14 protein-coding genes are annotated in these 18,838 nt (G+C 59.8%); 12 read left to right on the forward strand and 2 right to left on the reverse strand.

Features of this window, described 5'->3' with window-relative positions; genetic code table 11:
- Positions 1–2: 2 nt before the first annotated feature.
- The gene (locus BLT55_RS10110; RefSeq protein WP_055000331.1) at positions 3–752 is read right to left on the reverse strand and encodes a carbon-nitrogen hydrolase family protein; all 750 of its coding nucleotides are present in this window, start codon (positions 750–752) and stop codon (positions 3–5) included.
- Between the two features lie 1,537 nt (positions 753–2,289).
- Between BLT55_RS10110 and BLT55_RS10125 the strand changes: the two genes are divergently transcribed.
- The 10 genes from BLT55_RS10125 to BLT55_RS10170 all read left to right on the forward strand — a co-directional run bounded on the left by BLT55_RS10125 (position 2,290) and on the right by BLT55_RS10170 (position 16,070).
- A complete protein-coding gene (locus BLT55_RS10125) occupies positions 2,290–3,591 on the forward strand; it encodes an Nramp family divalent metal transporter (protein WP_055000592.1) in 1,302 nt (433 codons plus the stop codon).
- Positions 3,592–3,822: 231 nt separating this feature from the next.
- A complete protein-coding gene (locus BLT55_RS10130; RefSeq protein ID WP_055000591.1) occupies positions 3,823–5,934 on the forward strand; it encodes a TonB-dependent siderophore receptor in 2,112 nt (703 codons plus the stop codon).
- Between the two features lie 38 nt (positions 5,935–5,972).
- Positions 5,973–6,701, forward strand: coding sequence for a DUF4198 domain-containing protein (locus BLT55_RS10135; protein WP_055000590.1), 729 nt, complete (start codon positions 5,973–5,975; stop codon positions 6,699–6,701).
- 282 nt (positions 6,702–6,983) lie between these two features.
- Positions 6,984–7,853, forward strand: a complete 870-nt coding sequence (purU, locus tag BLT55_RS10140; RefSeq protein ID WP_055000588.1) for a formyltetrahydrofolate deformylase — start codon at positions 6,984–6,986, stop codon at positions 7,851–7,853.
- Entirely contained in the window at positions 7,850–8,752 is a 903-nt protein-coding gene (folD, locus tag BLT55_RS10145; RefSeq protein WP_055000587.1) for a bifunctional methylenetetrahydrofolate dehydrogenase/methenyltetrahydrofolate cyclohydrolase FolD, read from the forward strand. Before purU ends, folD begins: the two co-directional genes overlap by 4 nt.
- Complete coding sequence (locus tag BLT55_RS10150; protein ID WP_055000586.1) at positions 8,734–9,975, forward strand: FAD-dependent oxidoreductase; 1,242 nt, start codon at positions 8,734–8,736, stop codon at positions 9,973–9,975. Before folD ends, BLT55_RS10150 begins: the two co-directional genes overlap by 19 nt.
- Positions 9,976–9,988: 13 nt before the next feature.
- Complete coding sequence (locus tag BLT55_RS10155; RefSeq protein WP_007249727.1) at positions 9,989–10,294, forward strand: sarcosine oxidase subunit delta; 306 nt, start codon at positions 9,989–9,991, stop codon at positions 10,292–10,294.
- A complete protein-coding gene (locus tag BLT55_RS10160; RefSeq protein WP_074800363.1) occupies positions 10,291–13,197 on the forward strand; it encodes a 2Fe-2S iron-sulfur cluster-binding protein in 2,907 nt (968 codons plus the stop codon). The genes BLT55_RS10155 and BLT55_RS10160 overlap by 4 nt, the downstream gene beginning before the upstream one ends.
- 3 nt (positions 13,198–13,200) lie before the next feature.
- Positions 13,201–13,773, forward strand: a complete 573-nt coding sequence (locus tag BLT55_RS10165; protein WP_054999913.1) for a sarcosine oxidase subunit gamma — start codon at positions 13,201–13,203, stop codon at positions 13,771–13,773.
- A 356-nt stretch (positions 13,774–14,129) separates the two neighbouring features.
- Positions 14,130–16,070 (forward strand): methyl-accepting chemotaxis protein, encoded by a 1,941-nt coding sequence (locus tag BLT55_RS10170; protein WP_054999914.1) that lies wholly within the window; start codon positions 14,130–14,132, stop codon positions 16,068–16,070.
- 321 nt (positions 16,071–16,391) lie between these two features.
- Here the strand turns inward: BLT55_RS10170 and BLT55_RS10175 are convergent, their stop codons facing one another.
- Positions 16,392–17,276 carry a LysR family transcriptional regulator gene (locus tag BLT55_RS10175; RefSeq protein ID WP_054999915.1) on the reverse strand — a complete coding sequence of 295 codons (885 nt, stop codon included), beginning with the start codon at positions 17,274–17,276 and terminating at the stop codon, positions 16,392–16,394.
- A 109-nt stretch (positions 17,277–17,385) separates the two neighbouring features.
- Here BLT55_RS10175 and BLT55_RS10180 point away from each other — a divergent pair, with 109 nt between their 5' ends.
- Positions 17,386–18,261 (forward strand): MBL fold metallo-hydrolase, encoded by an 876-nt coding sequence (locus BLT55_RS10180; RefSeq protein WP_054999916.1) that lies wholly within the window; start codon positions 17,386–17,388, stop codon positions 18,259–18,261.
- 120 nt (positions 18,262–18,381) lie between these two features.
- Positions 18,382–18,780: a hypothetical protein gene (locus BLT55_RS10185; protein ID WP_054999917.1), complete on the forward strand. Its 399-nt coding sequence runs from the start codon at positions 18,382–18,384 to the stop codon at positions 18,778–18,780.
- Positions 18,781–18,838 lie beyond the last annotated feature (58 nt).

Consider the following 18,838-nt stretch of genomic DNA (forward strand, 5'->3'; position numbering starts at 1 on the left):
AACTACTCCGACATCACCACCCGAACCTGCCAGCCCTCGCGCTGGCAGGTCGCAATCACCAAACCGTCGCCAGCCCCCTCCGTTCCGCCGACCCAACACCCCGCTTCATCCCACAAACCGCTGCGCCCCGCCGACGCCCAGCCGCCAGTCGGCCCGCCATGATTGGCCATCAGCACAGGCAGCGAATGGCGCCGGGCGTGCCCTGCGAGTAGCTTGGCATCGTGCTCATAACCTCCCGGCGAGATCAGCACACTGGCGGCGTACAGCCAGGCATCACCGTCTGCGATGCGCTGCACATGCTCGGGATGACTGAAGTCTGCGCAGACACACAGGCCGATGCGATGCGCACCAAGCTTTAGATAGCCATCTTCGCGCCCCGCACTGAATACCGCGTCTTCACCGGGGTGCAGGTATTGTTTGGCGTAGGCAATGACATCACCTTCGGTCGTGAACGTCAGCGCGCCGATCTTGATGCTGCCATCCGCGCCTTTGAGCGGGACGCCTAGGGTGGTCACCAGCTGCAATTGCACCGCCAGCGCCCGAATCGGCTCCAGGCAGGCATCGCGTGGGTCAAGGGCCAGTTCAAGGGCGAGATCAGGCTCGTAGCCAGTCAGTGACAGCTCGGGAAACAGCAGGTAATCCGCGCCCAGATCAGCAGCGCGCTGCATGAACGTCAGGTGCCCGGCGAGATTGTGTTTGAGCTCGCCTCTGATCGAACAGAATTGCGCAGCGGCCAGTGTCGGTGAGGTCATCGAATTGTTCATAGGCCATTAAGCTCGGTGGGGTGTGCATCATAGGGGGTTTGATGATTCGTGCGGATCGGAATGTGCTGATAACGGACACGACAGTTACACATTCTCGTTCCGACGCGTTGCGTTTGTAGGCGATTCAAGAGGTTACGATGGCTGCGATGGGCTGCGAAGCGGCGCTCCTCGGTTGCGTTTGATGTACCGTGTGTGATTATCGTGCGACGCTCCGCGCCGCATGCCGTTCTGGACGCTCTGCGTCCGATCTTGAGTGTGCGGTGCAGATCGCGTGACGCTCTGCGTCACACAGCGGTTTTGCAATGTCAGTGATGGTTGTTTCTGACTCAGGTCACCTTTGCGCCCTTACGGCGCCCTACTTTGAGGGACCAAAGTAGGCAAAGTCCCAGCTCCGTTTCCGGCCCGACTTCGTCGGGTTCCTTCGCCCTGTCACTGATCCGGGGGCCGCCGCAACGGGCCATCCTTGGCCCGGTGCGGCTTGCTCGGCGTCTTGCCTCGCATCCCCCGGATCAGTGTCAGGACTCAGCCGTCACTTACGTCGCAATCGGCGTCGTCAGTGCCATCGCGATAAAAAAGCGCTTTGACTATAGTGCGACGCTCCGCGTCGCATGCCGTTCTGGACGCTCTGCGTCCGATCTTGAGTGTACGGCGCAGATCGCGTGACGCTCTGCGTCACACAGCGGTTTTGCAATGTCAGTGATGGTTGTTTCTGACTCAGGTCACCTTTGCGCCCTTACGGCGCCCTACTTTGAGGGACCAAAGTAGGCAAAGTCCCGGCTCCGTTTCCGGCCCGACTTCGTCGGGTTCCTTCGTCCTGACGCTGATCCGGGGGCCGCCGCAACGGGCCATCCATGGCCCGGTGCAGCTTGCTCGGCGTCCTGCCTCGCATCCCCCGGATCAGCGCCAGGACTCAGCCGTCACTTACGTCGCAATCTGCGTTGTCAGTGCCATCGCGATAAAAAAGCGCTTTGACTATAGTGCGACGCTCCGAGTCGCATGCCGTTCTGGACGCTCTGCGTCCGATCTTGAGTGTACGGCGCAGATCGCGTAACGCTCTGCGTCACACAGCGGTTCAGCGATGCCAGTGATGGTTGGTTACGGCTTAAGGCACCTTTCGCCCCTCGGCGAGTGACTTTGAAGGATCAAAGTAACCAAAATCGTGGCTCCGTTTCCGGCCCGACTTCGTCAGGTTTCGTCGTCCTGACACTGATCCGCCACTTACGTAGCACTCTGCGTCGTCAGTGCTACCGCGATAAAAAAGCGCTTTCGTTTATGCAGTGGCTACGGGCAGGGCATGACGTTGTGGTGCAGCATAGATGTGAAGCAGAGCGTCACCCAACGCGAGCATCACTGTGGGAATCAATCAGATCATTATCGTGCATTAACAACAGACGCAGAAACCACACCTCATCCATAAAACACCCTTACACATAGTTACATTTGAATTTCCACACCCGTTGTACGACGTCTTATCTTGTCCGGAAATGAGTCACGTCTCACTACAATAACAATGGAGATAGAACGCATGTCTGGCACACCTACGCTTGAAGAAAAGGCTGCGCCCGCAGCCGAACCCCGCCTCAAAAAACTGGCAAAGCTACTCGGCCCTGGCATTATTGCGGTGCTTTCGTGGTTGGGCGCCGGTGACCTGATCACCTCTTCGGTGGCAGGTGCCAGCTACGGCTACGCCATGATGTGGGTGCTGGCGATATCACTGCTGCTCAGGTTCCTGATCGTCAACATCATTGCCAGGTTCCAGTTGTGTAACAACCAGGGCATGACCATTCTTCAGGGTTACGCGCAACTGCATCCGCTTTTCGCGTGGTTCATGCTTGGCTACGCGTTGCTGATGGGACATTTGATCAACGCCTACATGATCAAGGGCGCCGGTGAAGCGCTGGCGATGTTGCTGCACATCAATCAGCCGCTGCTCTGCTCAGCGGCTGTAGTGATTGCCGTCTGGCTGCTGGTCGGTCGTAATATCTACACCATGATCGAAGGCGTCATGAAGGTGTTGCTGGCGATCATGACGCTGGCGTTCCTCACTCTGGCGATCATGTCCGGCCCCGATGTCAGCGGTATCATCAAGGGCACTATCGGCTTCAGCATTCCACCCGATGAAGGCGTACATGGTGCGCTACTGGTGGCGGTGTCGGTGATCGGCGCAGTCGCCGGTTCCATTGCCAATTTCGTCCACCCCTACGTCATGCGCGAAAAAGGCTGGACGGGCCCGCAGCACAAGCGCATCCAGCGTAACGATCTGTTGTTTGCAGTCATCGTCGGTATCGTCATCAACCTGGCCATCTGGGTGGTGGGCGTCGAAATCCTGCGGCCCAATGGCATTCAGGTGAATACACTGGCTGATCTGGGCAAAGCGCTGGAAATATTCTTCGGTCCGTTGGGCTGGTACATTTTTTTCATCGGCGTATTCGCCACGCTGTTCGCCAGCATTTCCGGCAAGACCACCGCCTTTCCGATGCTGATCACCGATGCGTTCCAGCACATCCGTCCGAAGCGCCGCGAACGCTACGGCAAGGTCTTCCACAACGACCCGATGCACAAGTGGTTCATGCTGTTCATTCTGGTCACCCCGCTGATCTGGTCACTGCCCGGCATGCCCGACTTCGTGACCCTGACACTGGGCGTCAACGCGTTGAACATCATTGGTTTGCCGATTATCTCGCTCGGGCTGCTGATCATGTCCAATCAGAAGTCGCTGTTGAGCAAGGAATACCGCAACAACAGGTTCGAGAACATCGCGCTGACCTTCGCGACCGGCCTGGCGCTGTGGGTGGCGTTTCAGTTGGGGACGGAGTTGATGGCCTGAACCCCATAGATCACTATATTTCCATCAAATAAAACGTTCGCGAGCCCGTGCCCGTCGCTGGGCATGGACTCGGTTTGCCATGATCGAATGCCCTCCAGAACCTCAACCCTGCTCTCGTGCTTCAGCCCCCCCTGCCGGTTGATACAACTGTTACATCCCCGCCGAACAACAAACAGCAATAATTCTCAATGGAGATGTTATATTGTATCTATAACTATCAGGAAGTCTCACATGTCGTCTCGTAGAATCGCGTCTCTGGCAGGCTTGGCAATCGGGGTATTGGGCAGCAACAGCTATGCGCAGGAGGTGCCGCAAACCATTGAACTGGAGAGCGTCAACGTCACCTCCGACTATCAGTACGAGACCGCCACCAGCCCGGTTCAGGGCTATCGCGCCACCCGCTCGGCCACCGCCACCAAAACCGATAGCGCGATCAGGGACATCCCGCAGTCGATCAGCGTGGTGCCCGCGTCAGTGCTCAAGGATCTGGGCAGCAACAGTGTCGAGCGTGCGCTGGACTTTGCCGGTGGCGTGTCGAAGCAAAACAATTTCGGCGGCCTGACACTTTACGAATACAGCATCCGCGGCTTCACCACTTCCGAGTTTTACAAGGACGGTTTCAGCGCCAACCGCGGCTACCCGACCACACCGGACGCCGCAAACATCGAGCGCATCGAAGTGCTGAAAGGCCCGGCTGCCAGCCTGTACGGCCGTGGCGACCCTGGTGGTACGGTCAATATCGTGACCAAGAAGCCGCAACGCGAAGCCTTCACCACCCTGCAGACCAGTGCGGGCAGTTGGGATCGCTATCGCACCGCGCTGGACGTCAACACGCCGCTGGATGAACAGGGCAACCTGCTGTCGCGGGTCAATCTGGCTGTCGAAGACAACAACAGCTTTCGCGACCATGTCGAGAGCAAGCGGGTGTTCGTCGCCCCGTCCTTCAGTTGGCAGCTGAACCCTGACACCAGCCTGCTGGTGGAAACCGAGTTCGTCCGGCACACCTCCACCTTCGACCGCGGCGTGGTCGCGCCCAACAACAAATGGAGCGGTGTGTCGCGCTCGACCTTTCTGGGCGAGCCGGACGATGACATCGATAACGACAACAACATGGTCCAGTTCGCACTTGACCATCAGCTCAATGACGTGTGGTCGCTGCGCCTCGCCAGTCATTACAAGCAGGGTGAGATGTCGGGCTTTGCCAGTGAGGCGCGCCCGCTGAATGCCGACGGCCGTACCGTCAACCGTCGTTACCGGGAACGCGACAACAATTGGCATGACAGCATCACCCAGCTCGAACTGCGCGGCCGTTTCGACGGCCTTGGCGTCGAGCATGAAGTGCTGATCGGCACCGAGTACGAAAATTACCGCAAGAACGAACGGGTCACGACCATCGCCGGCAGCCCTTACGCCATCGATATCTACAACCCGGTGTACGGCCAGCCGAAACCTAATGGCGCGCGCTCGGGGACCGACTTCTACGAGCACATCGAAAGCCGTGCATTGAACCTGCAAGACCAGATCATCTTTACCGACAAGCTGCGCGGCATGATCGGCGCGCGCTATGAACACTTTGATCAGCAGGTGGATGATTTCACCACCAACGCCACTTCCGGCCAGCGTCAGGACGCCTTCACCCAGCGTGCCGGGCTGCTTTATCAGCTCACTCCGCAAGTCGGTCTGTTCGCCAACGCATCCACTTCGTTCAAACCCAACAACGGGCTGGACGCTGCGGGTCAGACCTTCGACCCGGAAGAAGGCGTCGGCTACGAAGTCGGGATCAAGAGCGAGCTGTTCGACGACCGCCTGAGCACCACCCTCGCCGCTTTCCATATCGAAAAGGAAAACGTGCTGGCACTGGACCCGGGCACCGACACAAACCGCGCAGTGGGCAAGGCACGCAGCCAGGGGTTCGACCTGCAATTCACCGGGCAAGTCACCTACGCGGTGCGAATTATCGGGGCGTTCGCCTACATCGATGCCGAAGTGACCAAGGGCGACCGGACCATCCCGTCAGGCAGCCGCATTCTTGGTGTAGCCAAACACAGCGGCAGCCTGCTGAGCGTCTATGAGTTTCAGGAAGGCGTGCTGCGTGGCTCGGACGTCGGAGCTGCGTACACCTACGTCGGTGATCGTTCGGGGCAGTCCGGTGGTGATTTCGAGCTGCCCGCTTATCAAACCGTGGACGTGCTGGCACATTACAAGGCCAGCGACAACGTCACGGTGGGTTTGAACCTGAACAACATCTTCGATGAAAAATACTACGAGCGCTCCTACAGCAACTACTGGGTCGCGCCCGGCGAACCGCGTAATTTCACGGTCAGCCTGACACTCAGCCTTTGACGCAGACAACCTTCGACTCACACCCATAAGGATGCACCATGCTTGCAGCAAAATCGTTACTGGCCCTGAGCCTGCTCGGCGCACTGTTCGCCACCCAGGTTAGCGCCCACGGGCTGTGGACCGAGCAGCGACGTGGCAATATCGAAGTGGTTTACGGCCATGGCGCGGAAGACAACGCCTTCAAGGCCCCAAAAGTCAGCGCCGCCTGGGCTTATGATCGTCAGGGCAAAATGATCCCGGTGACGGTACAACGCTTTGAAGACCATGCTCGACTGATCCCGCTGAAGCCGCCTGCCGTGATGTCAGTGGCGCTGGATAACGGCATGTGGACGCGCAACGCCGAAAAAAAGTGGATCAACGAAGGCCGCAGCAAAGTGCCCAACGGCACCGACTCGATTCACACCTTTAAATACAGCGTCGCGATCTATGAAGAAGGCGCGCATCTGCCAACCTTCGAGAAGCTGAACTTCGTCATTGTGCCGCAGGCTGATCCGTTGCATGTCGGCGTCGGCAAACCGTTGCCGGTGCGCGTGCTGATCGACGGCAAGCCAGCCGCCGGTATCAAACTGATCGGCGATTATCGCAGCGCACCCGACGTGGTCAGTGCCGAGACCGACGCCCAGGGCCTGGCGAATGTGATCGTGCGCAACGAGGGGCTGAATATCATCGCGGCCGAGGTCAGCCTGCCAGTCAAGGACAACGCCGATATTGCCGAACGAGGCCTGTTCACCTCGCTGACGTTCGTGGGTGAGGCACACCACGACTGACGTTGTCATAAGGTCGAGAAACGCCTGGTTCAGGCGTTTCTTTACCTGAATACGGTTGCACTGAACGCACAACGTCCTTCAAACCAGCTCCAGACACCCTTCATATTCCCTCAAGTAAACAAAGTTTCCAGAAACCTCTGGACGCTGCATTTTCTTTCGCCTATAAAACAGCATAAAGAATATTAAATTCCTGTAGAGAATTTTATTCTGCACGAACAGACCTCTGTATCTGACCTTTTTCGCCCTTGTACCGAGCTGCCGCCACCCTCCAGAGGACACGCCATGCAACACGAGAAGAACCATTTCATCCTGAAGATCAGCTGCCCGGCAACCTCCGGCATTGTCGCGGCAGTGACTTCGTACCTGGCTGGCAACAGCTGCTACATCGGTGAAATGGCCCAGTTCGATGACGAGTTCAGCGGCACCTTTTTCATGCGCGCGGTGTTTCGCTTCAACGATGGTCACGACGGCGATATACAGCAGTTGAAAGCCGGATTCGAAGCCGCCGTGGCCAGGGATTTCGCAATGCAATGGGAGCTGCACGACACACGTCGGCCCATGCGCGTGCTGTTGATGGTGAGCAAGTTCGACCATTGTCTGACTGACCTGCTGTATCGCCATCACAAGGGCGAAATGGACATGACCATTACCGCCATCGTGTCCAACCACCTCGACCTGCGACCGATGGCCGAGCGCGAGGGCATTCGCTTCATTTACCTGCCGGTAACCAAGGACACCAAAGCCGCGCAGGAAGCTGCGCTGATGAAGGTGGTCGATGAAACCGGCACCGAGCTGGTGGTGCTGGCGCGCTACATGCAGATTCTTTCCGATGAGCTGTGCAAGCAGTTGGCAGGCCGGGCGATCAATATTCATCACTCGTTTCTGCCAGGTTTCAAGGGCGCCAAGCCTTATCACCAGGCATACGAGCGCGGCGTGAAGCTGATTGGCGCCACCGCGCATTACGTCACCAGCGACCTGGACGAAGGCCCGATCATCGAACAGGAAGTACAGCGTGTCGATCATGTGTACTTGCCCGACGATCTGGTTGCCGCAGGCCGTAACAACGAAACCATCGCGCTTTCCCGAGCAGTGAAATATCACCTGGAACATCGGGTGTTTCTGAATACCGACCGAACGGTGATTTTCCGATGAGCGCGCGCATCATCGACGGCAAGGCCGCGGCGGCTCGCGTTCTGGAGCAGGTCAGACAGGACGTGCACGGCTTGAAAGCCGAGGGCATCGAACCGGCACTCGCGGTCATTCTGGTGGGCGCCGACACCGCCAGCGAGGTGTACGTGCGCAACAAGATCCTGCGCGCCGAGGAAGTCGGCATCCGCTCGCTGGAACACCGGCTGCCTGCCGACAGCAGCCAAGCGCGCGTGCTGGCGTTGATTGCCGAACTGAACGCCGACAACAGCGTTAACGGCATTCTGCTGCAACTGCCCTTGCCCGCCCACATCGAAGAAACAAGGGCCTTGCAGGCCATTGACCCAGGCAAAGATGTCGACGGTTTCCACAGTGAAAACGACGGCGGCCTCAGCCAGGGACGCCGCGTGCTGACCCCCTGCACGCCCAGCGGCTGCATGCACTTGCTCAACGAGACCTGCGGTGACCTGACCGGCAAGCATGCGGTGGTGATCGGCCGCTCGAATATCGTTGGCAAACCCATGGCCGCCCTGCTATTGCAGGCGCACTGCTCGGTCACCGTGGTGCATTCGCGCAGCAGCGATGCCAAAGCCTTGTGCCAATTGGCGGACATCGTGGTCGCCGCCGTCGGTCGGCCGCATCTGATCGATGCCAGTTGGCTGAAGCCCGGCGCGGTGGTGATCGACGTCGGCATCAATCGCATCGACGATCAGGGCCGCAGCCGTTTGGTGGGTGACGTCGATTTCGACAATGTTCTCGATGTGGTTTCCGCCATCACCCCGGTGCCCGGCGGCGTCGGGCCGATGACCATCGCATTTCTGATGCAAAACACAGTGACCGCTGCCAGACAGCAAGCCCACGCGCAACGCAGCCAATCGGAGGCCGTATGCCTTTCAATCTACTGAAATACGGGCTCAGCTCGGAGTACCCGGTCGAGGTGGATCTGCCGGCGCCCAAGGAACTCAAATCCTCTTATGACGTGGTCATCATCGGCGGCGGCGGTCATGGGCTGGCGACGGCTTACTACCTGTCGAAATACCACGGCATCAGCAATATCGCGGTGCTGGAAAAAGGCTACCTGGGCGGCGGCAACACCGCGCGTAACACCGCTGTGATCCGCTCCAACTACCTGACCAGCGAGGGCGTGAAGTTCTATGCCGAGTCAGTGAAGATGTTTCAGGGCCTGTCCAACGAATTCGACTTCAACATCATGTATTCCGAACGGGGCCAACTGACCCTGGCGCACACCGATGCCACGGTACGTTCATTTCGCCAGCGTGCGGAGGTCAACAAGCATTTCGGCGGCCGTACCGAGATGATCGACCGCCAGCAGATCCGCGAACTGGTGCCAAGCCTGAATCTGGACCCCGGCCATCTGCCGGTACTGGCAGGTTTGTGGCACATGGACGGTGGCACCGCGCGCCACGATGCGGTCGCCTGGGGTTACGCCAAGCAGGCCGCCAAGCGTGGCGTGGAAATTCATCAGTTGACCGAAGTGCAGGAACTGGTGATCGAGAACGGCAGCATCACGGCGGTGAAAACCAATCGCGGCACCATTCAGTGCGGTTGCGCCGTACAAGCGGTTGCGGGCATGAGCTCGCAAATGATGAAAAAGGCCGGAATACGTTCGCCGATCCAGACTTTCCCGCTGCAAGCCATGGTCACCCAGCCGTTCAAGCCTTTTCTCGACCCGCTGGTGAGTTCCTCGGCCCTGCACTGCTACGTGCAACAGACCAGCCGTGGCGAAGTGGTGTTCGGTGGCGGTTCCGATCCATACCCGTTGTTCAACAGCCGCTCGACGCTGGGCCTCAAGGAAAGCCTGCTGGCCCACGCCATAGAGATGTTTCCGTTTCTGGCCAACGCCAAATTGATGCGCCAGTGGGCCGGGATCACCGACATGACCCCGGATTACAGCCCGATCATGGGCCTGTCACCGGTGAAGAATTACTACCTGGACGCAGGCTGGGGCACTTGGGGTTTCAAGGCCACGCCGATTTGCGGCAAGACCATGGCCGAACTGGTGGCCAGCGGCGGCACAGTGCCGGAGCTGATCAGGCCGTTCGGGCTGGAACGTTTCTCGACCTTTCAGCAAGTCAACGAAATGGGCGCGACAGCGGCCAGCCACTGACGGAGAGCGACACATGAAAATCATGACCTGCCCGCTCAACGGGCCGCGCAATATCAGCGAGTTCACCTACGGCGGCGAATTCAAACCCATGCCCGACCCGCAGACTTGCAGCGACGCCGAATGGGCCGATTACGTGTTCAACAGTGAAGACGCCCTGGGCGTGGTCCGCGAATGGTGGATGCACAACCCGTCCAGCTACTGGTTTCTGGCCGAACGCCATACCGGCAGCGACGAGATCATTCGCACCTTCGACCCGCGCGAAGTATTCAGCACCCGCGTCGACTTCACGTCCGCGCCTGCCAAGGAGATCGCAGGATGACCCGCCCCGCCCGCCTGCCCGCCCCCATGGGCCTGCTGATCGATCGCAACCAGCCGCTGACGTTCAGTTTCGATGGCCGAACCTATCAGGGCCTGCAAGGCGACAGCATTGCCAGCGCATTAGTGGCCAACGGTCGCTTCCTGCTGTCGCGCTCGTTCAAATACCACCGCCCGCGTGGCCCGCTGACCATGGCTGGCCAGGACGCCAACAGCTTGATCCAGTTGCCCCACGAGCCCAACGTGCTGGCCGACACCTTTGCTTTGCAAGAAGGCCTGCAGGCCAGCGGACAGAACTTCAACGGTTCGCTGGACAACGACAGGGACGCGTACCTGGGCAAGTTCTCCAGGTTCATGCCGGTGGGCTTCTACTATCGCTCGTTCTACAAGCCCAAAGGCATGTGGAAAGTCTGGGAACCGATCATTCGCAAAAAGGCCGGGCTGGGCGTGCTGGACCTGAATTTCCAGCCTGAGTATTACGACAAGGCTTATCTGTTCACGGACCTAGCCGTCATCGGTGCGGGGCCTGCCGGGTTGCAGGCAGCGCTGATTGCCGCCAACGCCGGGGCCAAGGTATTGCTGATCGAGCAGCAACCGATTCTCGGCGGCTCGCTGACCTACGCGCGTTTCGATATCGACGGCCAGCGTGCCGAGCAACTGCGCCGCGAGCTGGTCGCTGCGGTAGACGCACATGGCAATATTCAGGTCCTCAAACAGGCGACCTGCAATGCCTGGTTCACCGACAACTACCTGCCGGTGATTCAGGGCAAGCGCTTGTACAAAGTGCGCGCCACGCAGTGTCTGGTGTGCAGCGGCTCGCTGGATCAGCCGGTGATTTTTCGTAACAACGATTTGCCCGGCGTGATGCTGACCAGCGCCGTGCAGCGCCTGATGAAGCTGTACGCAGTCAAGCCCGGCAGACGCGCGGTGGTGCTGACCGGCAACGAAGACGGTTACCTCGCCGCACTGGACCTGCACGATCAGGGCGTGGAAGTGATCGCCGTTGCCGACATGCGCTCCCAGCCTGCCGACCGACAGTTGCAGCTCGCACTGGAAAAACGCGGCATTACTTGCCACATGAGCACGACGGTCTACGAAGCGCTGCACGAAAAAGGCATGCGCCATGTCAGCGGTGCCGAACTGCGCAAGATCACCGGTCAAGGCCAAGTGGCGGACAGCGGCTTCACGGTCGACTGCGATCTGCTGTGTATGTCGGGCGGTTACATGCCGGTCTACCAATTGCTCTGCCAGGCGGGCGGCAAACTCGCCTACGACGATCAACAGGCCGAATTTGCCCTCAGCGGCCTGCCGCAGAACCTGAGCATCGCCGGTTCAGTGAACGGCTATCACGCGCTGGACAATGTGCTGGCTGATGCAGCCAACGCAGCGAACAACGCGGTTTCGGCACTGGGTCTGAAGGCCGCTGACAAACCGGCCGCCCTGCGCGGTGAAGCCCAGGTCAATTTCAGTTGGCCGATCTTTCCTCACCCCAAGGGCAAGGATTTCGTCGATTTCGACGAAGATTTGCAGGTACGTGACATCGTCAACGCCACGCGCATCGGCTACCGCGATATCCAGCTGGTGAAACGCTACTCCACGGTCGGCATGGGTCCGTCGCAAGGCCGCCACTCGGTGCTGCCGACCGCACGTCTGGTAGCGGCATCGACCCAGCGCAGCGTCAGCGAAACCGGTGTCACTACGGCTCGTCCGCCCTTCGAGGCCGAGAAGCTGGCGCACGTGGCAGGTCGTGCCTTTGACCCGTACCGCCAGACACCCATGCATCAGCGCCATGTGCAGGCAGGCGCAAAAATGATGCCTGCCGGAATCTGGCAGCGCCCGGCGTTCTACGGCAAGCCGTCGCAACGTGACGCCTGTATGCAGCAGGAAGCCCTGCATGTGCGCAACAAGGTCGGCATCATCGATGTCTCGACCCTCGGAGGTCTGGACGTGCGTGGCCCGGATGCCGCCGAACTGCTCAATCGTATGTACACCTTTGCGTTTCTCAAACAACCGATCGGCCGCTCGCGCTATGCGCTGATGACCAACGAACAGGGCGTGGTGATCGATGACGGAGTGTGCGCACGGTTTACCGAACAGCATTTCTACGTCACCGCCACCACCAGCGGCGTGGACCGTATTTACCAGCAGATGCTCAAGTGGAACGCGCAGTGGCGTCTGAACGTGGACATCACCAACGTGACGGCGGCGATCGCGGCGGTCAACGTGGCAGGCCCGGATTCGCGCAAGGTGCTGGCGCAGGTGTGCAGCGATCTCGACCTGTCCGCCGAGGGCTTTCCCTATCTTGGCGTGCGGCAAGGCACCATTGCGGGCATAAAAGCGCGACTGCTGCGGGTCGGTTTCGTCGGCGAACTCGGTTACGAGATCCACGTTGCGGCGCGGCATGCCCTCAGGCTGTGGGACGCGCTGACAGAAGCGGGCAAGGCATTCGACATGCGCCCGTTCGGCGTCGAGACCCAGCGCCTGTTACGTCTGGAAAAAGGCCATGTGATCATCAGCCAGGACACCGATGGCATGACCCACCCCGGCGAGATCGATATGGGCTGGGCGGTCAGTCGCACCAAACCGTTCTTCGTCGGCCGTGGCTCGGTGGACATCCTTGAGGCTCTGCCGCAAAAGCGCAAACTGGTGGGCTTCACCCTGCCCAAGGCCAGCCCGCTACCGCTGGAAGGCCATTTGGTGCTCAGGGGCGCCGATATCAGCGGTAACGTGACCTCCTGCGAGTACTCGCAAACCCTTGGCATGATCATCGGCATGGCGTACGCCGCGTTCGATCAGAGCACACTCGGCCAGCAGATTCCGATCCGCGTCGAAGATGGCGTGGTGGTGCAGGCCACCGTGGTGAAACTGCCTTTCTTCGATCCTGAAAACCAGCGCCAGGAGCTCTGAACCATGACCAGTATCACCACAGACCGCCCTGTCGAACTTGACGCCACCTCCCTGTGCACGCTGGAAGACCTGACCGACCTGCCGCGCGTGGGTTTTCGCGGTTCGCAAACGGCGGACTACCTGACAGCACGCGGCTTCAGCCTGCCCGAGGCGCCGAATCGCGCCTTCACTCAGCCGGATGGCAGTCATGTCGCTCGCCTGTCGCAGAGCGAATACCTGTTGCTGGGCAGTCGGCTCGATCAAGGGCAGCGCATTGCCGATGAAGAAGCCCGCTGGGAGCTGGACCACAGCGCCAATTACCTGCTGCCCCGCGAAGACAGCCACGCCTGGCTGCAACTGAGTGGCGCGTGCGTTGCGCAGGTGATGGCCAAAGTGTGCGGTGTGGACCTGCGCCCGCAGGCGTTCGGCCCCGGCTCGGTGGCGCAGACTTCGGCAGCGCGGATCAACGTGATCGTGATCAACGTTGGCGCGCAGACCGAGCCCTGTTTCCAGATTCTCTTTGATCGCGCTTCGCTGGCGTATTTCAAGGACGCCATGCTGGACGCCATGGCCGAGTTCGATGGGCGCAGCCTGTAGGAAATGAATAGCTGTGTCAGGGCGTCCAATGCGTCCCTGACTCAGAAACGACAAACATGCCCGTTACCGCCATCCCGCCTAAAGAATACCGGAAACAAGCCGTTGCACTCTTGATAGACCATAGGCTCTGTACGAAAAGTCGGCGAGCGAAGGTCAGGCAAGGCAAAAACAGGCAAGGAAGCGGAGTCTACGGGTTGTAAATGAGCATTCCGCGCCTGTTTTTAACGCAGCATCACCGAGCGCAGCCACTTTTCGTACAGAGCCTAAGACAACGCTCCGGGCAAAGGTCCGGCGCGACAGACTGCAATCATGCAGCGCCCAACACGTGCGGCAGCACTGGACACTCCGGAGCTCAAATGAATATCAAACAGAAACTGACGTGGGCGTTCGCAGTGATTGCGTGCTTGCCCATCGTGGTCGTGGCTGCAATCGTGATCGTGAACCTGCGTGACAAGGCGACCAGCGACTTTGTCGACAGCAGCGGACGGGAGATTCGCCAGGTTGACAATGCCATGCAGTTGTTCTTTGACGGCATCACGCAGAACGTCAATTACATCGCGGCGCACCCGCTGATTGCCGGCGCAGGCGACGATTTCCGTAACTACATGGGCGCAGCCGCCACTGCGCAGTCGGAAAACGACAGGCAGGCCACCGAGCTGTTCGCCAGCATCGCCAAGGCCCATCCGGCCTACTCTTATGTCTCTTATGGTCTGATCAACGGCAGCTACATCATGACGCCGGAAGACCCGAAAATGAGCAACTACGACCCGCGTGTGCGGCCGTGGTACAAAACCGCAATGGCCAACGCTGGCAAGACCGTGCGCAGTGACGCGTATTACTGGGCCAACGACGATGCGGTGCTGGTCAGCACCATCCGGGCCATCCCCAACAAGCTGGGCAACCCCGGTGGCGTGGTCAACATCGACGTGTCACTCAAGCAACTGACCAATATCGTCAAACAGATCAAGCTGGGTGAAAGCGGCTACCTGATGCTGATGGAAAAGAACGGCACGGTGCTGGTCGATCCCAAACAGCCGGAGCACAACTTCAAGAAACTGGGTGAACTGGGCGATGGTTTCGCCGAGCTGGCGAAAACCGGCAGCGGGCTGGTGGAACTGACGCTTAACGGCGAACGTTACATGGCCAACGTCTACCCGTCCGAGCAACTGGGCTGGAACTTCATCGGCCTGATCAAGCAGGACGAAGTGATGGCCTCGGCCACCCGCCTGACCTGGCTGATCGGCATTATCGCTGCGGTGCTGGCGCTGGTGTTCGCGATTGTCGGGGCCAGTTTTGCCAGTGTCATCGTGCGGCCTATCCACAGTGTTTCCAGCGGGCTGGAAGGCATTGCCGGTGGCGAGGGCGACCTGACCCAGAACCTCACCGTGCGCGGCACCGACGAAACCGCGCAGCTGGCGGGCTGGTTCAACAAGTTCCTCACCGCGATTCGCAGCCTGATCCAGCATATCGGTCAGGCCGCCGGGAAGATTCTCGAGGCCTCACACAGCTCCACCCGCGTCTCCAATGACATGGCCGAAGCGGCCGGGCGTCAGCGTGAAGCGGTGGACATGGTGTCGACCGCCTTCCACGAGATGGTCGCCACCTCCAACGAGGTCGCCCGCTCCTGCAGCCAGGCCGCCGATTCCGCCGACAGTGGGCAACAGCAGGCCCGCGAAGGCCAGCGGCAGATCGATGAGGCGGTGCGCAGTGTCGATCAGCTCAGCGAAGAACTGGCCCGCTCGGCCAAGGATATGAGCCAACTGGAAAAAGATAGCACGGGTATTCAGTCGATCCTGAACACCATCCGTTCCATCGCCGAACAGACCAACCTGCTGGCACTCAACGCGGCCATTGAAGCCGCCCGTGCGGGTGAACAGGGTCGCGGCTTTGCCGTGGTGGCCGACGAAGTCCGCGCGCTGGCCAAGCGCACCGCCGACTCGACTGCCGAGATCGACAGCCTGCTGGGCAATCTGGCCAGAGGCACTGCCTCGGTGGCGCAACAGATGCACGCCAGTCTGGATGTTTCGCAGCAGTCCGTGACCAAGATCGGCCAGGCACGCAGCAGCTTCGGGCAGATCCGTGAGTCGGTGGATGTGATTCGTGACATGAACACTCAGATCGCGACCGCCGCCGAAGAGCAGCATCAGGTGGCGGAAGACATCAACCGGCACATCAGCCAGATCCATGGCGATGCACAGTTGATCGCCAACCTCTCGGACTCGGCCCGCGCCGACTCCAGAAGCCTGGAAATACTGTCCAGCGAACTGGACGGCCTGGTGCGCAAGTTCAAGACCTGACGCGTAGCGGCGACAAGACCAACTATCGTGCGACGCAGAACGTAGAGAACTACATTCCCATGAGCGCTCAGCGTTACATCCATCTCGTGGGAGCGAGCCGGGCGACGCTTCGCTTGCTCGCGAAGGCGGACTGACAGTGAACATAAATCTTCGGCGGTCATCCAGGCCTCTTCGTGAGCAAGCTCACTCCCACAGGGATCTGTACTCCGCCTGATGCTGCGGATTTGGCCACATCTGCCATGCGTTTCAGGACTTGTGTATAACTTCGAGCGCTGGAGCAGAGGGAGCGTAGGGAGCGATAACTTCAACTATCACGACGCATCACACTCTCGCAAACCACTCAGCCAGGAAATCCAGCATCGTGCGCAAGGTCGCTGACTGGTGATGCCGTGAGGTGTAGATCGCGTGTATGCCCATTGCTTTCGGCTGGTAGTCAGGCATCAAAGCAATCAGCTGGCCGCTGGCTATCAACGGCGCAGCCGAGTGCACCGGCTGCAAGGCAATACCTGCGCCTGCCGCTGCGGCTTCCAGCAATACCACTGAATCGTTGGCGCTGAGGTTGCCGCCCACCGGCACGCTGAGTTGCGTGTGTTGATGGGTGAATTCCCACAGGCTTTTACCGAAGTAGGAATAGGTCAGGCAGTTATGAGCGCTCAATTCCTGCGGCCTGGACGGCGTGCCGTGCGCGGCGAGGTACGCTGGCGCAGCGCAGACGACCGAGTTGCAATGCCCAAGAGGCCGGGCGATCAGGTTGGGGTCCAGTTGATTGGTGATGCGAATCGCCAGATCAATTCGCTCACTGACCAGGTCCACTGTTTCATTGCCGATGTGCAGGTCCACTGAAGTGCCCGGGTAACGTTGCAGGTACGCCGTCACCGCCGGCGCCAGGACCGCCTGTGCCAGTGACTGGGAACAGGCGATGCGCAACATGCCGCGAGGTTCGTCGACCTGCGTGTCGGCGGCCAGAGGCACCGCATCGGCCAGTTCAAGCAGTTGCTGACAGCGCAGCAAGGTCACTTGCCCGGACGCGGTCAGCCCCAGCTTGCGCGTTGTACGGTGCAACAGTCGCGCTCCCGCCCAGCTCTCCATCTGCGCCAGATAGCGGGTCACCATCGCCCGTGACATGTCCAGCGCTTCAGCGGCAGCGATCAGGCTGCCCCGTTCGTTGATGGCGCTAAACACTCGCGCCGCCATGATTCGGTCCATGATTCGTCCGATTTACGCAACCCATAATTGCCGATACTGAGGCTTTTGTTTCACTTGAAGCAACCTAAGATAGCGCCATTGTCTCTGCCCACTGAAAAGGTCGTGCCCGATGTTGCGCAACTCCCTGCTTGCCCTGTCCCTCTCCGTCCTGTTTCCTCTGGTTGCCAACGCCGCTGCTCCGCTGGCGATCGACGTTTATAATCCGGCCGAAAAAGCCATTTTCCCGGTGTCTTCCGAACTGATCACCGGCAAGCACGATGCGGTGCTGATCGACGCGCAGTTCCAGCGCAATGATGCTCAGGCACTGGTCGAGAAGATCAAGGCCAGCGGCAAGAAACTCACCACGGTCTACATCAGCCACAGCGACCCGGACTATTACTTTGGTCTGGACGTGATCCAGACCGCGTTCCCGGACGCGAAGATCGTCGCCAGCGCACCGACGGTCAAAGCGATCAAAGCGTCCATGCAGGGCAAACTCGCTTACTGGGGCCCGATTCTCAAGGACAACGCCCCGGCCAGGCTGGTCCTGCCCGACGTGCTTGAAGGCGATCACTTGACGGTTGAGGGTCAGCCGTTGCAAATCAAAGGCCTGAACGGCCCGGCCCCGGAGCGCAGTTACCTGTGGATTCCATCGCTCAAGGCCGTGGTTGGCGGCGTCGTGGTCTCCAGCGGCATTCACGTCTGGATCGCAGACACCCAGACCCCGAAATCCCGTCAGGACTGGCTCGCCACACTCAAAGGCATCGAAGCGCTGAAGCCGACCACCGTCATTCCAGGCCACTATATCGGGCAAATCCCTCAAGGCACCAAAGCTGTTGCCTTCACCGCCGACTACCTGAAATCCTTTGAACAACAAGCCGCCAAAGCAAAGGATTCCAAGGCACTGATCGACGCCATGCAGAAAGCCTGGCCGCAACTGGCCGAGCCGAGTTCGCTGGAACTGAGCGCCAAGGTCATCAAGGTCGAGATGAAGTGGCCTAATTGATCTGCTTCAGGTAAAACCCGTCCCCGCAGCGTCATGAGTCGGCGCTGACCTGCCTGAAAACGGCGTGAAAGCGCCACACGGGTATGGCCAGACGCCCTCGTCAATCGCTATGCTGCGTCCATGAATGCCCCCGTCAAAATCCGTAACCCCTGCCCGCCCGGCGCTTGCGATTGCAAGCGCGAACGGCTGGACGCGGAAGAAGCCGACCTGCGGGTCCTGCTGCTGACCCGTGACGCCGAAAAAAGCCTGATCGAACGCCTGCAGCGCATCGAAAGCCTGGAAGACCTGGCGCACATGCAGCGCAAGATTTACGAGCAACTGGGCGTGCGCGTCGACGTCGCGCCGGGCTTCAATGAGGTCCGCACCATGCGCGGCATCAGCATTGTCGTCGAGGAGAAAGTCGGGCTGTGTCGCAAGACCCGTCAATCGATCCCCGCCGCCATCCGTCGCGCCCTTGAAGCGCGTCCGCAGATTGCCTACCAGTTGCTTAACGCCAACGACCTGCTGCGCGACGCGTGATACGGCGACTGACAATGCCCGGCCTGAAAGGCCGAGCGCTTTGCAACGTACACTCAAG

Origin of the sequence: Pseudomonas cannabina (assembly GCF_900100365.1) — a bacterium.
Lineage (GTDB): Bacteria > Pseudomonadota > Gammaproteobacteria > Pseudomonadales > Pseudomonadaceae > Aquipseudomonas > Aquipseudomonas cannabina.

What these genes read in the sequence shown, in the direction of transcription:
- BLT55_RS10110 (WP_055000331.1), bottom strand. Translation starts at nt 752, where the DNA reads ATGACCTCACCGACACTGGCCGCTGCGCAATTCTGTTCGATCAGAGGC.
- BLT55_RS10125 (WP_055000592.1), top strand. Translation starts at nt 2,290, where the DNA reads ATGTCTGGCACACCTACGCTTGAAGAAAAGGCTGCGCCCGCAGCCGAA.
- BLT55_RS10130 (WP_055000591.1), top strand. Translation starts at nt 3,823, where the DNA reads ATGTCGTCTCGTAGAATCGCGTCTCTGGCAGGCTTGGCAATCGGGGTA.
- BLT55_RS10135 (WP_055000590.1), top strand. Translation starts at nt 5,973, where the DNA reads ATGCTTGCAGCAAAATCGTTACTGGCCCTGAGCCTGCTCGGCGCACTG.
- purU (WP_055000588.1), top strand. Translation starts at nt 6,984, where the DNA reads ATGCAACACGAGAAGAACCATTTCATCCTGAAGATCAGCTGCCCGGCA.
- folD (WP_055000587.1), top strand. Translation starts at nt 7,850, where the DNA reads ATGAGCGCGCGCATCATCGACGGCAAGGCCGCGGCGGCTCGCGTTCTG.
- BLT55_RS10150 (WP_055000586.1), top strand. Translation starts at nt 8,734, where the DNA reads ATGCCTTTCAATCTACTGAAATACGGGCTCAGCTCGGAGTACCCGGTC.
- BLT55_RS10155 (WP_007249727.1), top strand. Translation starts at nt 9,989, where the DNA reads ATGAAAATCATGACCTGCCCGCTCAACGGGCCGCGCAATATCAGCGAG.
- BLT55_RS10160 (WP_074800363.1), top strand. Translation starts at nt 10,291, where the DNA reads ATGACCCGCCCCGCCCGCCTGCCCGCCCCCATGGGCCTGCTGATCGAT.
- BLT55_RS10165 (WP_054999913.1), top strand. Translation starts at nt 13,201, where the DNA reads ATGACCAGTATCACCACAGACCGCCCTGTCGAACTTGACGCCACCTCC.
- BLT55_RS10170 (WP_054999914.1), top strand. Translation starts at nt 14,130, where the DNA reads ATGAATATCAAACAGAAACTGACGTGGGCGTTCGCAGTGATTGCGTGC.
- BLT55_RS10175 (WP_054999915.1), bottom strand. Translation starts at nt 17,276, where the DNA reads ATGGACCGAATCATGGCGGCGCGAGTGTTTAGCGCCATCAACGAACGG.
- BLT55_RS10180 (WP_054999916.1), top strand. Translation starts at nt 17,386, where the DNA reads ATGTTGCGCAACTCCCTGCTTGCCCTGTCCCTCTCCGTCCTGTTTCCT.
- BLT55_RS10185 (WP_054999917.1), top strand. Translation starts at nt 18,382, where the DNA reads ATGAATGCCCCCGTCAAAATCCGTAACCCCTGCCCGCCCGGCGCTTGC.